This is a genomic window from Pseudomonas sp. SCA2728.1_7, from assembly GCF_018138145.1.
Taxonomy (GTDB): Bacteria; Pseudomonadota; Gammaproteobacteria; order Pseudomonadales; family Pseudomonadaceae; genus Aquipseudomonas; species Aquipseudomonas koreensis_A.
Genome location: NZ_CP073104.1, coordinates 86976 through 108405, shown reverse-complemented (window position 1 = coordinate 108405; position 21430 = coordinate 86976). Strand labels below are relative to the sequence as shown.

General features: G+C 63.8%; 2 protein-coding genes (1 of these 2 running past the window's edge). Both read right to left on the bottom strand.

Annotation, left to right across the window (positions count from 1 at the left end; genetic code table 11):
* Nucleotides 1–8399, bottom strand: the beginning of a protein-coding gene (locus KBP52_RS00390) for a non-ribosomal peptide synthase/polyketide synthase (RefSeq protein WP_212621705.1). 9430 nt of this gene lie to the left of the window's left edge; the window shows 8399 of its 17829 coding nt (coding positions 1–8399); its start codon is at nucleotides 8397–8399; the stop codon falls past the left edge of the window.
* Nucleotides 8396–21430 (bottom strand): non-ribosomal peptide synthetase, encoded by a 13035-nt coding sequence (locus tag KBP52_RS00385; RefSeq protein ID WP_212621704.1) that lies wholly within the window; start codon nucleotides 21428–21430, stop codon nucleotides 8396–8398. Before KBP52_RS00385 ends, KBP52_RS00390 begins: the two co-directional genes overlap by 4 nt.

Below are 21430 nucleotides of genomic sequence, written 5' to 3'. Positions count from 1 at the left end.
CGTGCGCGCAGTGCGCTTTGGGTCAACACCGCAACCGGCGCACTGTCCTCCAGCAGATAGTTCAGACGCTCCGTTGGATGCGCCGGGTCCACTGGCACATAACCGGCGCCCGCCTTGAGAATCGCCACCAGCCCGACCAGCGTATCGAGCCCGCGACGGGCAACGATGGCCACACGATCATCAGGCCGCACACCCGCTTCGATCAGGTGATGCGCCAAGGCGTTGGCCTGCTGGTCGAGTTCGGCGTAACTCAAGCTCGCGCCTGCAAAAATCGCCGCCAGCGCGTGCGGTCGCGCAGCCACTTGCTGCTCGAAACGCTGGCCGATGGTCAGCCCCTGAGGGAAATCGGCGTGGGTGGCATTAAAGCCGATCAATAGCTGCTGGCGCTCTGCGGCCGGCAGGATCGACAAGCGTTCGAAGCCTTGATGCGGTGCCTGTTCCAGCGCTTGCACAAGGCCGTGCAAAGCACATTGCAGATAGTCGCAAGTACGCCGCGCGTCGATGCCGGCACCGGCCAATGCGCTGAGGCTGAAGCCTTCGCCGAGGTCGTCGACGCTAAGGGTCAGGCGATAATTGCTGTGTTCCTCGGCTTCCAGCAATTGCATGCCCTGCCAGGCCGCTGCGGCCTCGGTAGAACTCGCTGGCGCCGCAGCCCCGTGACGATAATTGAACAAAGTGCTGAACAGCGGCGTGGTCGGCGCCATCGCGCTGCAATGCTGGATGCGCGCCAGTTGCGCGTGTTCGTGCTGGAGCAATTGGCTCAGCCGTTGATGGGTAGCCAAGGCCGCGCCTTTGACGCTGTGCGCGGTCAGATCGATGCGCAGCGGCAAGGTATTGATAAACACCCCGAGCGCACGCTCGGCACCCTCGCCGCCGTGCAAACGGCCGAGCAATACCGTGCCGAACACCACGTCGTCGCGGCCCGACAACTGCCCGAGCACCTGCGCCCAGGCCAGGTGCATCAGGCTCGCGGCGCTGACGCCCAGACGCCGCGCCTGCTGGCGGATGTCGCGGCTCAGACCGAGGTCGAGGGTCAACCGCGCCTGCTCAGCCAGCCCTTCCTGTGCCTGGGCCTGGCCGTAAGGCAAGGTTGGCGCGTCGACATCGCCGAGCATGTCGCGGAAGAAGCTTTCATGCTGCTCATCGCTCATCCCGGTCAAGGTCTGCGCCACGTAATTGCGATACGGCACCGGCTCGGCGAGACGCTTTGGCTGGCCGCTGAGGAAGGCCTGCATTTCCTGTTGCAGCACTTCGAGCGCGACGTGGTCCATCACCAGATGGTGGAACAGCAGCAACGCGACAACCCGCTGATTGACCGCGTCCCACGCGTGAACCACGCGCATCAGCGGCGCCTGATTGACGGCCATGCGGTAGTGACCGGCATCGAAGCGACTGCGCAACTGCGCCAGTGCGTCGCCGCTCGCGCCCTCCAGCGCAATATTTTCGCAGGCCAGCGACGCCTGGCGCCAAACCACTTGCACCGGGTCTTCAAGGCCTTCCCAGAACAGCGAGGTGCGCAGGATGTCATGGCGCTGGATGACCTTCTGCAGAGCTTCAGTGAAGGTGTTCAGGCGCTGCTCATCGGCGAACGAAAACTGCGCCTGCAATACGTAGGGGTCGCCCTGAGCGGCCGCCAGGTGATGGAACAGAATGCCGGTCTGCAACGGCGCCAGCGGATAAATGTCCTGCACATTGGTCACGCCGCCGGGGACGCTGGCAACGATACGGTCAAGGGTCGCTTGATCGAGCGTCAGCAGTGGCAGCAGTTCCGGGGTGATGCGCGTGCAGTCCGGCGTAATGCGGTTGGCCGGGACCTCGGCTTGCGGCTCGCCACCAACGGCCGCCGCCAGTGCGGCGAGTGTCGGCTGGTTGAACAGCACGCGGATGTCGGCGCTGAGACCGGCACGACGCATTTTCGCCAGCAGATTCACCGCCATCAGCGAGTGCCCACCCAGTTCAAAGAAGTGGTCGTGGCGCCCTACCCGCTCGACATTGAGCAATTCGGCCCAGAGCGCGGCGAGGAGAGTTTCCACTTCGCCGACCGGCGCCTCGTATTCACGTGCAGCCAATGCCGCCAGATCCGCTGCCGGCAATGCCTTGCGGTCGAGTTTGCCGTTCGGGCTCAGTGGCAGCGCATCGAGGTGCAGAAACAGCGCAGGCACCATGTAGTCCGGCAGATGTTCCAGCAAATGGCTGCGCAGCGCTTCGATGTCCAGCCGCTCCCCGGTGTAATACGCGACCAGACGCTTGTCGCCGGGCACGTCTTCGCGGGCCAGCACCACGGCTTCCTGTACGCCATGGATCTGGGTCAGGCGCGCCTGGATTTCGCCCAGTTCGATACGCAAGCCGCGGATTTTCACCTGATCGTCGTTGCGGCCCAGGTATTCGATATTGCCGTCGGCCAGATAGCGGGCGACGTCGCCAGTGCGGTACATACGGCCATTGGCCTGGAACGGATCATCAAGAAAGCGCTCGGCACTCAGTTCAGGTCGATTGAGGTAACCACGGGCCACTTGCACGCCGCCGATGTACAACTCACCGACAACGCCTTGCGGCACCGGTTGTTGCTGGGCGTCGAGGATGTACATGCGGGTGTTGGCGATCGGTTTGCCGATCGGTGTGTTGTCCGGGGTTTGCTCCAGCGGCCCGGCGCAATTCCACGCAGTCACGTCGACGGCGGCTTCAGTCGGGCCGTAGAGATTGTGCAACGCAGTGCCCGGCAATTGCCGTTTGAAGCGCCGCACCAGACTGCCCGGCAACGCTTCGCCGCTGCACATCACCTGACGCAGCTCCGAGCAACGCTCGGTGTCGCCATGGGCAAGGAACACGTCGAGCATCGATGGCACGAAGTGCAGCGTGGTAATCCGTTCTTGCTTGATGATTTCGCTGAGATACAGCGGGTCCTTGTGCCCGCCGGGCTGCGCCATGACCAGACGTGCGCCGGTCATCAACGGCCAGAAAAACTCCCACACCGACACGTCGAAACTGAACGGCGTCTTCTGCAACACCGTGTCCGCCGCTGTCAGTGGATAGGCGTCCTGCATCCACAGCAAGCGGTTGACCACCGCGGTGTGTTCGTTGATCACGCCTTTTGGCTGGCCGGTCGAACCGGAGGTGTAGATCACGTACGCCATGTGTTGCGGGGTCAACTCGGCGGTGGGCAGAGGGTCGCTCGGCAGCGACTGCCAGTGCGCTTGATCGAGATCGATCAGCGGCACGGCGACGTCACCCAGCAGCCCGCGAGTGGAGCCTTGTACCAGCACCGCCAGCGGCGCGCTGTCGTCCAGCATGTAGCCAAGACGTTCCAGCGGATACGCCGGGTCCAGCGGCACATAACCACCGCCAGCCTTGAGGATCGCCAGCAGACCGACAACCATGTCCAGACCGCGCTCGACACAGATCGCCACCCGCGAATCCGCCTGCACACCCAAGCCACGCAGGTGCCGCGCCAGTTGGTTGGCCTTGGCGTCCAGCTCGGCATAGCTCAAGCGCTGTTCACCAGCGAGCACCGCCGGCGCCTGTGGCGTGCGCGCCACTTGCGCCTCGAACAGACCGTGGAGGGTCTGCTCTAGGTCGTAATCCACTGCCGTGGCATTGAACTCATTCAGCAGCCGCTGTTGTTCGTCCTCTGCCAGTAGCGGTGCGTGTTCCAGCACCGTTTGATCATTGGCGACCATCGCCTGCAACAGACGCTGGAAATAGCCGGCAAAACGCAGCACCGTCGCCTCGTCGAACAGCGCCGTGGCGTACTCCAGCGAACCACGAATCACACCGTTGGACTCGGCCAGGTTCAGCGACACATCAAACTTGGCGAAGTGGCTCGGCTCCGCCACGCCTTCCAGGGTCAAATCACCGAGGGCCAGCGCCGGGCTTTGCAGGCCATCCCAGCTCAGCAACGTCTGGAACACCGGGCTGTGCGCCAGGCTGCGCAATGGTCGGGTGATTTCCACCACTTGCTCGAACGGCAGATCCTGATGCGCCTGCGCCGCCAGCGTCAGCGCCTTGACTCGGGCCAGCAGCGCTTCGACGCTGAGTTCGCCCGAGGTGTCGATGCGCAAGGCCAGGGTGTTGACGAACATGCCGATCAAACCTTCGATCTCGGCACGGCTGCGGTTGGCCACGGGCGAACCGATCACCACCTCAGACTGACCGGACAAACGACTGAGCAGCATGGCCCAGGCGCTCATCAGCGTCATGTACAGCGTCACGCCATGGCGCTGGCCCAGCGCCCTGAGGCCGGCACTCAAACGTTCATCGAGCACCACGTCGACACTGCTGCCGGCATAGTCCTGCTGCGCCGGCCGCACGCGATCGGTCGGCAACAGCAACAGCGCCGGCGCCCCCGCGAGGTTCTGCTGCCAGAACTCACTCTGGCGCTGCAACACCTCACCGCTGAGCCAACGCCGCTGCCACACCGCGTAATCGGTGTATTGCAGCGTCAGCGGCGGCAGTGGATCCGGTTGCCCCTGGCTGAACGCCTGATACAGCGCCATCAGTTCGCGGGTCAAAACGCCCATCGACCAACCATCAGAAATGATGTGGTGCATCGTCAGCAACAGCACGTGATGATCGTTGGCCAGACGCACCAGCCGTCCGCGAATCAGCGCATCGTCCTGCAAATCGAACGGCCCTGAGGCTTCGCCCTGAATCAGCGCCTGCAAGGCTTGCTCGGGTTGCGGGTGTTGGCGCAAGTCTTCGACGCGCAGCAACAGGCCGCTGTCGACTGGAGCGATCAGCACCTGTGCCTGGTCATTGAACTGGGCGAAACGGCTGCGCAGGGTTTCATGGCGGGCAACGATCCGCGCCAGTGCACGCTGGAGCGCAGCGTCGTCGAGGCGGCCACGCAAACGCAGGGCCACAGGAATGTTGTACGCGGTGTTGGCACCTTCCATTTGCGCCAGAAACCACAGACGTTGCTGGGCGAACGAAAGCGGCAAGGCGCCGTCACGCGGCACTGGCACAATCTCTGGCTGCGTGCAGCGCCCCGCCTCGCTCAGTACCGCAGCGACCGCCGCCAGTTCGGCGTTGGCAAACAGCTCAGCCAGTGCCAGTTCGACGCCGAGTCGTTGGCGCACTTGCGAGACCATGCGCATCGCCAGCAGGGAATGACCGCCGAGTTCGAAAAAGTGATCCTGACGCCCGACCCGTTCGACCTGCAGCACATCCGCCCAGATCTGCGCCAGCGCGGTTTCCACCTCGCCTTCGGGCGCCGCATATTCGCGGGTGAACAGCGCCGACAGCTCCGGCGCCGGCAAGGCTTTGCGGTCGACCTTGCCATTGGCGGTCAACGGCAACGCGGCGAGTTTGACGAAGGCCACCGGCACCATGTACTCCGGCAAGCGGCTCAGCAGTTGCGCGCGCAACTCGCCGACCGGCAGTGCTTCAACCTGCGCCTGCTCGGTGAAATACGCCACCAGTCGTGGTTGGCCGGGCTGGTCTTCGCGGGCCAGCAGCACAGCTTCCTGAATCCCCGGCAACTGATTGAGGCAGGTTTCGATTTCCCCCAGCTCGATGCGCACGCCACGGATTTTCACCTGATCGTCATTACGCCCCAGGTATTCGAGGGTGCCGTCCTCGCGCCAGCGCGCAAGGTCACCGGTGCGGTACATGCGCGCGTTCGGCAAGCGGCTGAACGGGTCATGTAGAAAGCGCTCGGCGGTCATTTCCGCTCGATTGAGGTAACCACGAGCGACACCCGCCCCGCCGACGTACAGCTCGCCCGCCACGCCCATCGGCACCGGGCGTTGCTGTTCATCAAGCAGGTACACCGTGGCGTTGCTCACCGGTTGACCGATGTGCAACGCGTCGCCGCTGTCGACCCGGCCTGATGTCGCGACCACCGTGGCCTCGGTCGGGCCATAGTTGTTGATCACGTCGAAATGCTGGTTGCGATTGAACTGGCGCAAGCGGTCGCCGCCGATCAGCAGCGTGCGCAGGGTCGGGTGTTCGAGGTTCTGGCTGAAGGCGTATTCAGCCACCGGCGTCGGCAGAAAGCTCACGTCCAGCGGCTGCGCCCGCCACCACTCAAGCAGCGCGTCGATGTCTTCGTTGCCATCGTGGGTCGGCGCCAAGTGCAGCGTCGCGCCTGCGCACAGGGCCGGCCAGACTTCCCAGGCCATCGCGTCGAAACCGAAACCGGCGAGGCTCGAGGTGTGGCGACCGGCGCACAGGTCGAAGGCCGTGCAGTGCCAATCGACCAGGTTGTTCAAGGTGTGATGCTCGACCATCACACCCTTGGGCAGGCCGGTGGAGCCGGAGGTGTAGATCACATACGCGAGATGTGAAGCGGTCAGGCCCGGCACCTGCGGGTCGAGCGTGCAGGTCAATGGCCAAGTGCAGCGGTCGAGGTCGATCACCGGCACATCCAGCGCCGGCAAGCGCTCACGCAGATCGGTTTGGGTGAGGACGACCACCGGCGCGCTGTCGCCGAGCAGATAGTTCAAGCGCTCGGCCGGGTGCGCCGGATCGACCGGCACGTAACCGGCGCCGGCCTTGAGAATCGCGACCAGCCCGATCAGCGTATCGAGCCCCCGGCGGGCGACGATGGCCACGCGGTCGTCGGGTTTTACCCCGCGTTCGATCAGGTGATGCGCCAGGGCATTGGCGTGGCGGTTCAACTCGGCGTAGGTCAACTGTGCGTCGGCAAACACTGCGGCCAGCGCTTCCGGCCGCTCGGCAACCTGCGCTTCAAAGCGTTGCTGTAGGGTTTGGGCCGGCGGGAAAATCATTTGCGTAGCGTTGAAGCCGACCAGCAGTTGCTCAAGCTCCGCTGCCGGCAGAACCGGCAGTTGATTGATCGGTGTTTGCGGCGCCTGCTCGAGTGCCAGCAGCAGATTTTCCAGCGCGCAGTGCATGTAGGCGCAGATCCGCTGCGGGTCGATTTGCGTGCTTGCCAGCAACGTCAGACTGAACGCGTCGCCGAGGTCATCGACGCTCAGGGTCAGCGGATAGTTGGTGCGTTCCTCGGAGTGCAGGGTGGCAATGCCCTCCCACGCCGCGAGCGTTTCAGCGCTGGCCGTGCTGACGTTGTGGCTGTGGCGGTAATTGAGCAGCGTGCTGAACAGCGGCGTCGGTGCGACCACGTTGCTGCAGCGCTGGGCCAAGGCTAGCGGCGCGTATTCATGGCGCATCAGCGAGGTCAGCCGCGCATGGGTGGCGTTGACGGCGGCACGCACGTCGGCGCTGTCGACATTCACCCGCAACGGCAAGGTGTTGATGAAGATCCCCAGCGCGCGGTCAATGGCTTCGGCGCCCTGCATGCGCCCCATCAGCACCGTGCCGAACACCACCTGCTGCTTGCCGGTCAACGCTGCCAGCACCTGCGCCCAGCCGAGGTGAAACAGGCTCGCAGCACTCACCCCGAGCTGGCGTGCCTGAGCACGCAAGCGCTGGCCCAGCAGCGGCTCGATCGGCTGGCTCAATTCAACAATCTCGCTGCCGTCACCCTGCACGTCTTGCAAACCGTACGGCAACGTCGGCTCGTCGATGTCGCCGAGCATGTCGCGGAAAAACGCCTCATGCTCGGCTTCGCTGACACCCAGACGCGCCTGCGCCACGTAATTGCGGAACGGCACCGGCCGCCCCAACAACTCGCGCTGCCCGCTGAGGCAGGCGCGCATTTCATGCCGCACCACATCGAGGGCCGAGTGGTCGAGGGCCATGTGATGGAACAGCAACGTCGCAATCACCTGTTGCCCGGCGTCATCCCAGGCATGGGCCAGGCGCATGAGCGGCGCGCGGCTGACGTCGAGGCGAAAGTGTCGGGCGTCGAAACGCTCGTGCAGGTACGCCAGCACATCGCTGTCAGCGTCAGGCACCACGACTTCTTCCACGGGCAGCTCGGCGCGGCGCCAGACCACTTGCACGGGTGCGTCCAGGCCTTGCCAGTGCACCGATGTGCGCAGAATGTCGTGGCGATCGATCACCGCTTGCAACGCTTGCGCGAACGCCTGAAAACGTTCGCGACTGGCAAAGGCGAATTGCGACTGCATGACATACGGATCGCCTTCACCACCACTGACATGGTGGTAAAGAATGCCTTCCTGCAAGGGTGCCAGCGGGTAGATGTCCTGCACATTCGCCGCGCCGCCGGGCACTTGCGCCACGATGTGGTCGATGCTGGCCTGATCCAGCTCGACCAAGGTCAGCATCGACGGGGTGATCTGCGTGGCGTCGGCCGCGATGCCGTTGGCCGGCACTTCGACCTGACCGGCCTTGGTGGCCGAGTATTGCCCGGCCTTGATCAATTCGATCAGCGCCGGTTTATGTTCGCGCAACAGCGCCAGCAACGCCGGATCGCTCAAGGCCTGCTTGTTGCCGTTCACCCGCAGCTGATCATCGGTGACCGCCAGTTGGATGTCTTTAGCCTTCAATGTGGCCAACAGTTCGATCACGCTCACAGGACGATCTCCATTCTTTCGGTAATTGCGGCGTAGCCGGCCAGGGTCGGATGTTCGAACAGCGACCTGACATCGGCTTCCATGCCTTCCTGACGCAACCGGCCGATCAGACTGACCGCCAGCAGCGAGTGACCACCCAGTTCAAAAAAGTGATCGTGACGCCCTACTCGTTCGACGTTGAGCAGCTCGGCCCAGAGCCGTGCGAGGGTGATTTCGACTTCACCGACCGGGGCTTCGTATTCGCGGGTTTTCAGCGATTGCTGATCCGGCACCGGCAGCGCCTTGCGGTCGAGTTTGCCGTTGGCGCTCAGCGGCAAAGCGTCGAGATGCACGAACACCGCGGGCACCATATAGTCCGGCAAGTGCTCCAGCAGTTGACTGCGCAGCAGGTCGATTTCCAAACGCTCGCCGGTGTAATAGGCGACCAGACGTTTGTCGCCCGGCACGTCTTCACGGGCGACCACCACGGCCTCCTGCACACCGTGGACCTGGGTCAGGCGTGCCTGAATTTCGCCCAGTTCAATACGCAGACCGCGGATCTTCACCTGATCGTCGTTACGCCCCAGGTACTCGATATTGCCGTCCGGCCGATACCGCGCGACGTCGCCGGTACGGTACATGCGCCCGCCAGGCTGGAACGGATCGTTGAGGAAGCGCTCGGCACTCAGCTGCGGTCGGTTCAGATAACCGCGCGCCACCTGCACGCCTGCGATGTACAGCTCGCCGACCACGCCTTGCGGCACCGGTTGCTGTTGCGCGTCGAGGATGTACAGGCGGGTGTTGGCAATCGGTTTGCCGATCGGTGTGTTGTCCGGGGTCTGCTCGATGGAGCCGGCGCAATCCCACGCGGTCACGTCGACGGCGGCTTCAGTCGGGCCGTAGAGGTTATGCAACTCGCTGCCCGTCAACTGAAGTTTGAAACGTCGCACCAGACTGCCCGGCAACGCCTCACCGCTGCACATCACCTGACGCAGGCTATCGCAGCGTGTGGTGTCGCTGTTGGCGAGGAACACATCGAGCATCGACGGCACAAAGTGCAGCGTGGTGATGTTTTCGGTTTCGATCACTTCGGTGAGGTATTGCGGATCCTTGTGTCCGTCGGGCCGCGCCATGACCAGTCGCGCACCGGTCATCAGCGGCCAGAAGAACTCCCACACCGACACGTCAAAACTGAATGGGGTTTTCTGCAACACCGAATCGGCAGCGGTCAGGCAATAGGCGTCCTGCATCCACAGCAAGCGGTTGACCACACCGGCATGTTCGTTGACCACGCCCTTTGGCTGACCGGTCGAGCCGGAGGTGTAGATCACATACGCGCTGTGTTGTGGCGCCAGCGCCGGGATCTGCGGATTGTCGGCAGACAGGGATTGCCAGGTGTTCTGGTCGAGGTCGATTACCGGTGCCGAGAGATCTCCCAACAGCGTGCGGGTCGCCCCGTGCACCAGCACCACGGCCGGGGCGCTGTCCTCGAGCATGTAGGCCAGACGCTCCGCCGGATAGGCTGGGTCCAGCGGCACATAAGCGGCGCCGGCCTTGTTGATCGCCAGCAGACCGATGACCATTTCCAGACTGCGTTCGACGCAGATCGCCACCCGCGAATCCACTTGCACGCCGAGGCTGATCAAGTGCCCGGCCAGGCGGTTGGCGCGCTCGTTCAACTGCATGTAGCTCAAAGCCTGTTCGCCGGCGACGACGGCGACAGCCTGTGGCGTACGCCGCACCTGCGCTTCGAACAAGCCGTGCAGCGTCTGCTGCAAATCGTAATCGACGGCGGTGTCGTTGAGGCCGAACAGCAACGCCTGCCGCTCTTCGTCCGACAACACCGTCAGGCGATTCAACGCTTGCTGTGGTGTGTGCTCCAAGGCTTCAACCAGCGCGGTCAGCGCGTTCTCCATGTACTGGCCGAGGCGTGCCGCACCAATGCGCAACGGGGTCATCACTGTCAGTGCAAAACCGCTGCCCAGATCGTCGACGTTGAGGGTCAACGGGTAATTGGTGCGCTCCTCGCCGGCAAGGGATTCGATGCCCTGCCAGGATTCACGCTTGGCCTCTTGTCGGGCTTCACTGTCGCTGTGCCGATAGTTGAGCATCGCGCTGAACAGTGGCGACGGCGCCGCGACACCGCTGCAACGCTGGGCCAGCGCCAGCGACGCATGTTCGTGGGCCAACAGCGCACTGAGCCGCGCATGGGTCGCCTTGACCCCGGCGCGCACGTCGGATTCATCGACATCCACGCGCAATGGCAAGGTGTTGATGAACATGCCCAGTCCGCGATCCGCACCCGCGCCGCCCTGCATGCGGCCGAGTAACACCGTGCCAAAAACCACGCGTTCCTGAGCGGACGTTGCCGCCAGCACCTGTGCCCAAGCGAGATGGAACAGGCTGGCGACGCTGACGCCGAGCAACCGCGCCTGACTGCGCAAACGCTGCGCCACCGCAGCAGGCAGCGGCTGGCAGACTTCCTCGATGTCATTGCCGTCGCCGTGCACGTCCTGCAAGCCGAACGGCAGGGTCGGTTCGTCGATATCGCCGAGCATTTCGCGGAAGAACACTTCGTGCTCTTGTTCGCTGACGCCAAGGCGGGTCTGCGCGACATAATTGCGGTACGGCACTGCGGGCACAGGCAATCGTTCATCGCCGCGCAAAATCGCCTGCATTTCTTCGCTGACCACCGCCAGCGCGGTGTGGTCCATGGCAATGTGATGGAACAACAGCATGGCAACCACGCGCTGATGGTCCGGGTCGAGGGCATACACCAAGCGCAGCAACGGTGCCCGATCAAGTTCCAGACGCCAGTGCCGCGCATCGAAACGCGCCCGCAACTGATCGATGGCTTCGCCCTGCGCAGGCTCCAGCGCCACGGCTTGGACCGGTAGCTCCGCCTGCCGCCAGACCACTTGCACCGGCGCCGTCAGGCCTTGCCAGACTATCGAAGTGCGCAGGATGTCGTGGCGCGTCATGACTTGACGCAGCGCCGCAGCGAACCCTTGAAAACGTTCGATACTGTCGAATGCCAGACACGATTGCAGCAGGTACGGATCGCCTTTCACGGCGCTGAGGTGGTGATACAGAATCCCTTCCTGCAGCGGCGCCAGCGGATAAATGTCCTGCACGTTGGCCGCCCCGCCCGGCACCGTAGCAACGATGCGCTCGAGGCTGGCCTGATCCAGTTGCACCAGCGTCAGCATGTCCGCAGTGATGTGTGTGCAATCGACCGGAATCAGATTGTCCGGTACTGCAACCTCGCGCCCACTGCCCACCGCTGCCGCCAGCGCGGCCAGAGTCGGCTGGCTGAACAGCACGCGCACGTCGGTGCTCAGATCGACCTGACGCATGCGTTCGATCAGCGTCACCGCCAGCAATGAATGCCCGCCCAGTTCAAAGAAGTTGTCGTGACGGCCGACCTGTTCAACGTTCAAGACGTCCGACCAGATCTGCGCCAACGCAATTTCCACCGAACCCTGTGGCGCGGCATATTCGCGGCTCAGCCACGCCGTTTGATCCGGCTCCGGCAGCGCTTTGCGGTCGAGTTTGCCGTTGGCGGTCAGCGGCAGTGCTTGCAGGCGCACGTAAGCGGAGGGCACCAGGGCTTGCGGCAACTGCGCTTGCAGATGACTGCGCAAATCCTCGATCTCGACGTTCCGGCGTTCGGTAAACCACGCCAGCAACTGCCCGTCGCGCACCAGCACCACGCAATCCTGCACGGCCGCGTGACCGCTCAACGCCGCTTCGATTTCCCCCAGCTCGATGCGCACACCGCGCAGTTTGACCTGATCATCGTTGCGTCCCAGATACTCGATTGTGCCGTCAGCCAACCAGCGCGCGAGATCGCCGGTGCGGTACATACGCGCCTGCGGTTCGTCGCTGAACGGGTCGTCGAGGAAGCGTTCGGCAGTCAGCTCGGGGCGCTGCAGATACCCGCGCGCCACGCCGGCACCGCCGACATACAACTCACCAGCGACGCCGACCGGGACGGGGCGCTGCTGGTCGTCAAGCAGGTAAATCTTCGCGTTGGCCATCGGCCGGCCGATATGCAGCACCTGCCCGGCCTCGACCGCGCCAGAAGTGGCAACCACCGTGGCTTCGGTCGGGCCGTAGTTATTGATCACCGCGAAGGTCTGCTCGCGGGGGAACTGACGCAATTTATCGCCACCGATCAACAGCGTGCGCAAGGTCGGGTGGCCGAGGTCGCGACTGAACGCATATTCGGCCACCGGCGTCGGCAGGAAACTCACCTGCAACGGCTGCGCACGCCACCATTCCAGCAACTCATCGAGGTGCTCGTTGCTCACCGTTTGCGGCGGCAGGTGCAGGGTCGCGCCGACACACAGTGCCGGCCAGACCTCCCACGCCATGGCGTCGAAACCGAAACCGGCGACACTCGACGTGTGGCTGCCGGCGCGCAAGTCAAACGCCTCGCAGTGCCAGTGCACCAGGTTTTCCAGCGTCGCGTGTTCGACCATTACGCCTTTCGGCTGGCCAGTGGAGCCGGAGGTGTAGATCACATAGGCCAGATGCGCCGGGGTCAGCGTCAGCAAATGCGGATTGCTCTCGGACAACTGCTGCCAGGTGGGATTGTCCAGATCAATTAGCGGCACGTTTCCGAGCAAGTCAGCCGTCGCAGCTTGCGCCAGCACCGCCATCGGCGCGCTGTCCTGCAACAGATAGGCGATGCGTTCTGCCGGGTAAGCCGGATCGACCGGCACATAAGCGGCGCCCGCCTTGAGGATCGCCAGCAACGCGACGAGCATGTCCGGGCCACGGCGCAGACACACGGCGATGCGGTCGTCGGGCTGCACGCCGAGCCCGAGCAAGTGATGGGCCAGACGATTGGCACGCTGATTGAGCTGCGCGTAGGTCAGGTGCTGCGTGCCCTGCACCACGGCCAGTGCCTCCGGCTGCTGCTCGGCCTGAGCCTCGACCATCCGCTGAATCGTCGCGCCACGCGGATAGGCTGCTGAGTGCTGGTTGAAGCCGACCAGCAAATGTTCGTATTCCGCGACCGAGAGTACCGGCAAACGGTTGAGCGGACGTTGCGGCGCCTCTTCCAGTGCGGTCACCAGATGTTCGAGTGCGGTGTGCATGTAACTGCAGATCCGTTGCGCCCCGATCTCGGCGACCGCCAGCACGTCGAGGACAAAACCTTCGCCCAGATCATCCACCGACAAGGTCAGCGGATAATTGCTGCGCTCCTCGCCGCCAAGCATGCGCACACCCTGCCAAATCCCCTGGCCGTCGTGCGGCTGCTGCTCGGCGGCACTGTGTCGATAGTTGAGTAACGCGCTGAACAGTGGCGCCGAACCGGTCATGGCACTGCACCGCTGGGTCAGCGCCAGCGACGCGTGTTCGTGGCCGAGCAGCGCTGTCAGCCGTGCATGGGTGGTTTTCACCCCGGCGCGCACGCCTTCAGCGAGATCAACCCGCAGCGGCAAGGTGTTGATGAACACCCCGAGTGTGCGGTCGGCGCCCTCACCGCCCTGCATGCGCCCCATCAACACAGTGCCGAAGACCACGTCGCGGCGGCCGGAGACTACGCCCAGCACCTGCGCCCAGGCCATGTGCATCAGGCTCGCCGGGCTGACGCCCAACTGTCGCGCCTGTTCACGCAGGCGCAGATTGAGCGCGGCATCCACCGGTTGCAGCGCTTCTTCGATGCCACGTCCATCGCCCTGCACATCCTGCAGACCGAAGGGCAAGGTCGGCTCGTCGATATTGCCGAGCATCTCGCGAAAGAACGCTTCATGTTCCTGCGCATCGGCGCCCAAGCGCGCCTGCGCCACATAATTGCGGTACGGCATCGGCGGCGTCAGCGTGTCGAGCTGATCGAACATCAATGCGTGCATTTCCCGACCGATCACGTCCATGGCGGTGTGGTCGAGAATCGAGTGATGGAACAGCACGATGGCGACGACTTGCTGTTGCGCCGGATCCTCGGCGTAGACCATGCGGATCAGCGGAGCCTGATTCAGGTCGAGGCGGAAATGCCGGGCATCGAAACGCGCGTGCAACTGTTCGAGGATGTCGCCGTCCTGCGCATCAAGCGGCACTGGCTGGACGACCATCTGCGCCTGACGCCAGACCACTTGCTGCGGGCTGGGCAAACCTTCCCAGACCACGCTGGTGCGCAGAATGTCATGACGGGCAATGACCTGCTGCAAGTGCTCGGCGAAGGTCTGTAAACGTTCAAGACTGTCGAAAGCCAAGCGCGATTGCAGCAGGTACGGATCGCCCTGCTCGGCACTCAGATGGTGATAAAGAATGCCTTCCTGCAACGGTGCCAGCGGGTAGATATCCTGCACATTGGCAGCACCGCCCGGCACCGTCGCAACAATACGATCAATGCTGGCTTGATCCAGCGTTGTCAGAGTCAGCATGTCGGGCGTGATGCAGGTGCAATCGGCCGCAATCAGATTGGCCGGCACCTCGATTTCCCGGCCACTGCCCAAGGCCCGCGCCAGCGCGGCCAGACTCGGCTGGTTGAACAGCACCCGTACATCGGCGTTCAGACCAGCCTGACGCATGCGTTCGATCAGGCTCACCGCCAACAGCGAATGGCCGCCGAGTTCGAAGAAGTTGTCGTGGCGGCCGATCTGTTCGATGTTCAGAACGTCGGCCCAGATCTGCGCGAGTGCCACTTCGACCGGGCCTTGCGGCGCCGCATATTCACGGCTGAGCCACGCGTGCTGGTCCGGCTCGGGCAAGGCCTTGCGGTCGAGTTTGCCGTGGGCGGTCAGCGGCAGGTTGGCCAGTCGCACGTAAGCGGCCGGCACCAGGGTGTCCGGCAGTCGCGCTTGCAAATGCTGATGCAAGTCGCCGATCTCGACAGATTCGATGGCGGTGAACCAAGCCACCAGACGCCCGTCACGGACCAGCACCACGCATTCCTGGACCGAATCGTGAGCGTTCAGCGCCGCTTCGATTTCGCCCAACTCAATACGCACACCGCGCAATTTCACCTGATCATCGTTACGCCCCAGGTATTCGATGTTGCCATCGTCCAGCCAGCGCGCGAGGTCACCGGTGCGGTACATGCGCGCCTGCGGTTCATCGCTGAACGGGTCATCGAGAAATTGTGCGGCGGTCAGTTCCGGGCGATTCAGGTAACCGCGTGCAACCCCGGCGCCACCGACATACAACTCGCCCTGCACACCGGTCGGCACCGGCTGTTGCTGGCGGTCCAGCAGATAGACCTTGGCATTGGCAATCGGCCGGCCAATGTGCAAAACCCGCCCGGGCTCGATGCGCCCGGACGTCGCCACCACCGTGGCTTCGGTCGGGCCGTAGTTATTGATTACATCGAACGCCTGATCCCGCGGGAACTGGCGCAACTTGTCGCCACCGATCAGCAGCGTGCGCAAGGTCGGATGGCCCAGTTCACGACTGAACGCGTATTCGGCGACCGGGGTCGGCAGAAAGCTCACCTGCAACGGCTGCGCGCGCCACCACTCGAGCAGTTCGTCGAGGTGTTCATTGCTGATCACGGGCGGTGGCAGATGCACGGTGGCGCCGACGCACAGCGCGGGCCAGACTTCCCAGGCCATGGCATCGAAACCGCAACCGGCGACACTGGCGGTGTGACTGCCGGCGTGCAGATCGAAGGCTTCGGCGTGCCAGTGCACGAGGTTTTCCAGAGTGCGGTGCTCGACCATCACGCCTTTCGGCTGCCCGGTAGAGCCCGAGGTGTAGATCACGTAGGCCAGATTCGCCGGGGTCAACTTCGGCAGTTGCGGATTGTGGTCAGGCAAGTGCCGCCAGTCGTTGGTGCCCAGATCGATCACGGGGACAGCGCCAAGCAGGTCGCGCGTCGAGGCCTGCGCCAGCACCGCGATCGGGTCGCTGTCCTGCAACAGGTAGGCAATGCGTTCTGCCGGGTAATCCGGATCAATCGGCACATATCCGGCGCCGGCCTTGAGAATCGCTAGCATTCCAACAAGCATGTCCGGGCCGCGACGCAGGCACAGCGCGACGCGGTCATCGGTTTGCACGCCGAGGCCAATCAAGTGATGAGCGAGACGATTGGCGCGCTGATTCAGTTCGCGGTAGCTGAACTGTTGCTCACCCTGCACCACCGCCAATGCTTCGGGATGCGCCAAGACTTGCGCTTCAAAGAGCCGCGGCACTGTTTGTGCGGGCGGATATTCACGACCGCTGATGTTGAAGCCGACCAGCACCCGTTGCCGCTCGCCCGGCGACACGATCGTCAGTTGCTGCAACGGCGCCTGCGGTGTGTACTCCAGCGCCGTGACCAGGCTGTGCAACGCGGTTTGCAGGAAATCACAGACCCGCGCGCCATCCACCTGCGGCACGGCTTGCACGCTCAAGCGGAAACCTTCGCCGAGGTCGTCGACGCTGACGACCAGCGGATAATTGCTGCGCTCGCGCGAGCTGAGAATCTGCACGCCATCCCACGTTACAGCGGCCGAATCCGGCGCACTGTGGCGGAAGTTGAGCAAGGTGCTGAACAGCGCCTGCGACCCGGCGACACCACTGCAACGCTGGGCCAGTGCCAGCGAGGCTTGCTCATGGCCGAGCAACTGCGCCAGGCGCGCATGGGTGGCACGCACGCCGCTCTCTACCGAATCCGTACCGACGCTGACGCGCAACGGCAAGGTGTTGATGAACATGCCCAAGGCCCGATCTGCGCCCTCTCCACCTTGCATGCGCCCGAGCAAAACGGTGCCGAACACCACGTCTTGCTGACCTGACACCTGCGCCAACACCTGAGCCCAGGCTTGATGCACCAGACTGGCCACGCTGACACCCAGCCGCCGTGCTTGCTCGCGCAGACGCTGACCAAGGCTGGCGTCAAGATCGGAATGACTGTCGAGGATCGCGCTGCCGTCACCGTGCACGTCCTGCAAACCGAAGGCCACGGTCGGCTCGTCAATGTCGGCGAGCATCTCGCGGAAGAACGCCTCATGGGCCTGATCATCGGCGCCGAGCCGCGCCTGCGCGACGAAATTACGGTACTGCACCGGCGGCGGCAGATCGCTGCTGACGCCGCGCATGACGTCGTTCATTTCCGCCACCAGCACGTCCAGCGCGGTGTGATCGAGGACGATATGGTGCAGCAGGAGAATGCCGATCCAGCGGTTGTGCGGCTGATCTTCGGTGTAGACAAAGCGCATCAGCGGCGCGCGATTGAGGTCCAGGCGATAGTGGCGGGGATCGAAACGCGCCTGCATCTGCTCGAGTACGTCGCCGTCGAGTTCGTCGGCATCGACGCGTTCCAGCGCCAGTGTTGCCTCACGGCAAACCACTTGCACCGCCTCTTCAAGACCCTCCCAGAAGATGCCAGTGCGCAGAATGTCATGGCGCGCGATCACGCCGTTCAAGGCGCGGACGAAGGTTTTGATCTGCGCCAGACCGTCAAAGGCAAATTGCGCCTGCAACACATACGGATCGCCAGCGCTGGTGGCCAGATGGTGATAGAGAATCCCTGCCTGCAACGGCGCCAGCGCATAGATGTCCTGCACATTGGCGATGCCGCCCGGCACGGTTGCAACGACACGGTCGATCGCGGCCTGATCGAGATTGGCCAGCGGCAGCATCGCCGAAGTAATGCGTGTGCAACCCGGTTCGATCTGGTTTTCTGGAACAACGATGATGCGTTCGCTGCTCAGGGTCGCCGCCAGCGCGGCCACGCTCGGCTGACCGAACAGTACGCGCACGTCGCAATGCAGATCCTGTTGGCGCATGCGTTCGATCAGCTTTACCGCCAACAGCGAATGACCACCGAGTTCGAAGAAATTGTCATGACGGCCGACCTGCTCGACACCGAGCAATGTCTGCCAGAGCCCGGCGATCAGATTCTCTACTGCTCCGACCGGCGCTTCGAAACCACGGTGGGCGAAGGCCTCGCTGTCCGGTTGCGGCAAGGCTTTGCGGTCAAGCTTGCCGTTGGTGGTCAGCGGGAAGGCTTCCAGGCGAACGAACGCGCTCGGCACCATGTAGTCGGCCAACGTGGCCAGCAAATGATCACGCAACTGCGCCACGTCAGGCGCGGCACCGGCGTCGGCGTCGGCGTCGGCGTCGGCCAGCCAGTAGGCAACCAGCCGCTGGTCACCGGGGCTGTCCTCACGGGCGATCACCACGGCTTCGCGCACACCTTCGCAGCTAGACAGGCGCGCTTCGATTTCACCCAGCTCAATGCGGAAACCGCGAATTTTCACCTGATCGTCATTGCGGCCGAGGTATTCGAGGCTGCCGTCCGCCGCCCAACGCGCAAGGTCGCCGGTTTTATACAACCGCGCCTCGGCGTTTGCACCAAACGGATCATTGATAAAACGTTCGGCCGTCAGCGCTTCGCGATTCAGATAACCGCGCGCCACGCCGGCGCCGCCGACGTACAACTCGCCAATCACACCGACCGGGACCGGTTCACGCTGAGCATTGAGGACATACAGTTGCAGGTCGGGAATGCGCACGCCAATCGGGCTGACGCCGAGCAACTGCGCGTCGGCGGCCTGCAACGGCCGATACGTCACGTGCACCGTGGTTTCGGTGATGCCATACATGTTCACCAACCGCGTTCCGGCATTGCCGACCCGCGCGTACCACGGCTTGAGCAGCCCGGGCTCCAGCGCTTCGCCGCCGAAAACCACTTCCCGCAAGGAATGCTGCAAGGTGCTGCGGCCCTGGGCGGCGATCAGTTGGCGGAATGCGCTCGGCGTCTGGTTGAGCACGGTCACACCGGTTTCGCAGAGCAGTGCATAGCAGTCGTCCGGCGAGCGGCTGACGGCTTGCGGGACCAGCAGCAATTGCCCGCCGAACGCCAGCGCGGCCCAGATTTCCCAGACCGAGAAGTCGAACGCGAAGGAATGGAACAGCACCCCGATGTCTTGCTGGTTGAACTGGAACCAGTCCTGGGTGGCAGAAAACAGCCGCGCCACGTTGCGGTGCTCGACCATCACGCCTTTGGGCAAACCGGTGGAGCCCGAGGTGTAGATCACGTACGCCAGATGCGCCGGAATCAGCTCGGGGATCTGCGGATTACTGTCGAGTTTGGCCGTGAGGTGAGCGCTGTCGAGATCGATCTGCGGCACCTCGAGAGCGGCCACGCGATCGCGGGTCGCCGCCTGCATCAGCAGCGCTGCCGGGGCGCTGTCCTGCAAGGTGAAACTGATTCTGTCGAGCGGATAGGCCGGATCGATCGGCACATAACCGGCACCAGCCTTGAGCACGCCAAGCAGACCGATGATCATTTGCGGGCTGCGCTCGACGCAGATGGCCACGCGGTCATCGGGACGAATGTTCAGCGCCAGCAAATGGTGGGCGAGCTGATTGGCGCGACGGTTGAGCTCGCCGTAGCTGAGTGTTTGCCCTTCGAAGATCAGCGCCGTGGCATCAGGTCGGGCCTGCGCATGTGCTTCGAATTGCTGATGGATCAGCGGGGTGTCGGGGAACTGCGTCAGCGGCAAATTGCTGCCGTGCAGCAGGTGTTCGCGTTCGCTGGCGGGGAGAATTTTCAGTTCTTGCAGCGCCACATCGGCGCTGGATTGCAGGGCCGCCGCCAGACTTTCCAGCGCCGTGTTCAGGTACGCGGCAATGCGCTCGGCGCCGAGTGCCGCATCCGCCAACGCAGTGATGCGCAAATCCACACCAAGGTCATCGATATTGATGGTCAGCGGATAGTTGGTGCGCTCACGGGCGCCGAGCACCTGCACACCGGGGGCAATGTCGACCACGTCAGCGACTTCTTCGACGCTGCTGTGCCGGTAGTTGAGGATCGCGCTGAACAACGGCGTCGGTACCGCGACGGCGCTGCAGCGTTGCGCCAACGCCAGCGAAGCTTGCTCATGCGCCAGCAACGCCGTCAGACGCTGATGGGTCGTGCGCACGCCGGCACGCACGTTTTGCGCGCCGACATCAACGCGCAGCGGCAAGGTGTTGATGAACATGCCCAACGCCTGCTCGCCACCCTCGCCCGCGTCCATCCGCCCCAGCAGCACGGTGCCAAACACCACCGCCGTGCGCCCGGACAATTGCCCCAACACCCGCGCCAGCGCCAGATGCGTCAGGCTCGCAACGCTCACGCCGAGCTGCCGCGCCTGCTCGCGCAACTGCCGGCTCAAGCCGCTGTCGAGCATCAGCGAGGCTTCCTCGATGGCGTGGCCGTCACCCTGCACATCCTGCAAACCACACGGCAGCGTCGGCTCGTCGATATCGGCAAGCATCTCGCGGAAAAACGCTTCCTGCGCCTGCTCATTGCCGGCACCGCGTGCCTTGGCCAAGTGATCGCGATACGGCACCGCCGCCGGTACTTGCGCAGTCTGCCCGAGCAGACAGGCCTGGATTTCCCGACGCAGCACATCCAGCGCCACGTGATCCATGATCATGTGATGAAACAGCAACAGCGCGACCACGCGGCCCTGGGCAGGGTCCTGCGCATAGACCATGCGCAGCAGCGGCGCTTGTTGCATGTCGAGGCGGAAGTGCTGCGGGTCATGGCGTTCGAGCAACTGCGTGAGCACGTCGGCGCCACTGTCGACATTGATTTCCTTACACAGCAGCGGCGCCTCGCGCCAGACCACTTGCACCGCTTCGTCGAGGTATTCCCAGACGAACGAGGTGCGCAGGATGTCGTGGCGCTTGACCACCCAGCGCAGCGCCTCGGCGAACGCGTCCAGCCGTTGCTGGCTGTCGAACACGAAGCGCGCCTGCGAGATATAGGGGTCGCCAGCAGCCGCCGAGAGGTGGTGATAGAGCATGCCCTCCTGCAACGCGGACAACGGATAAATGTCCTGCACGTTGGCGGCGCCGCCAGGCACCGTGGCGACGATGCGGTCGAGGGTGTGCTGATTCAGCGTCACCAGCGGCAGCATGTCCGGGGTAATGCGAAAGGCCGGGCTCAGCCAGTCACCGCCGTGTTGGGCAACCAGCTCCAGCAGTTGCGCCTTGTGCGCCGCGAGGCTGTCCCACAACGCGTCATCCAGCGCGTCGTCGCTGCCCAGAATGACCAGGTCTTCATCTTCCTGTTGAAGGCGGATCGCATGGGTGGAAATGGCAGCCATCAGTTCGCTGAAATGCAT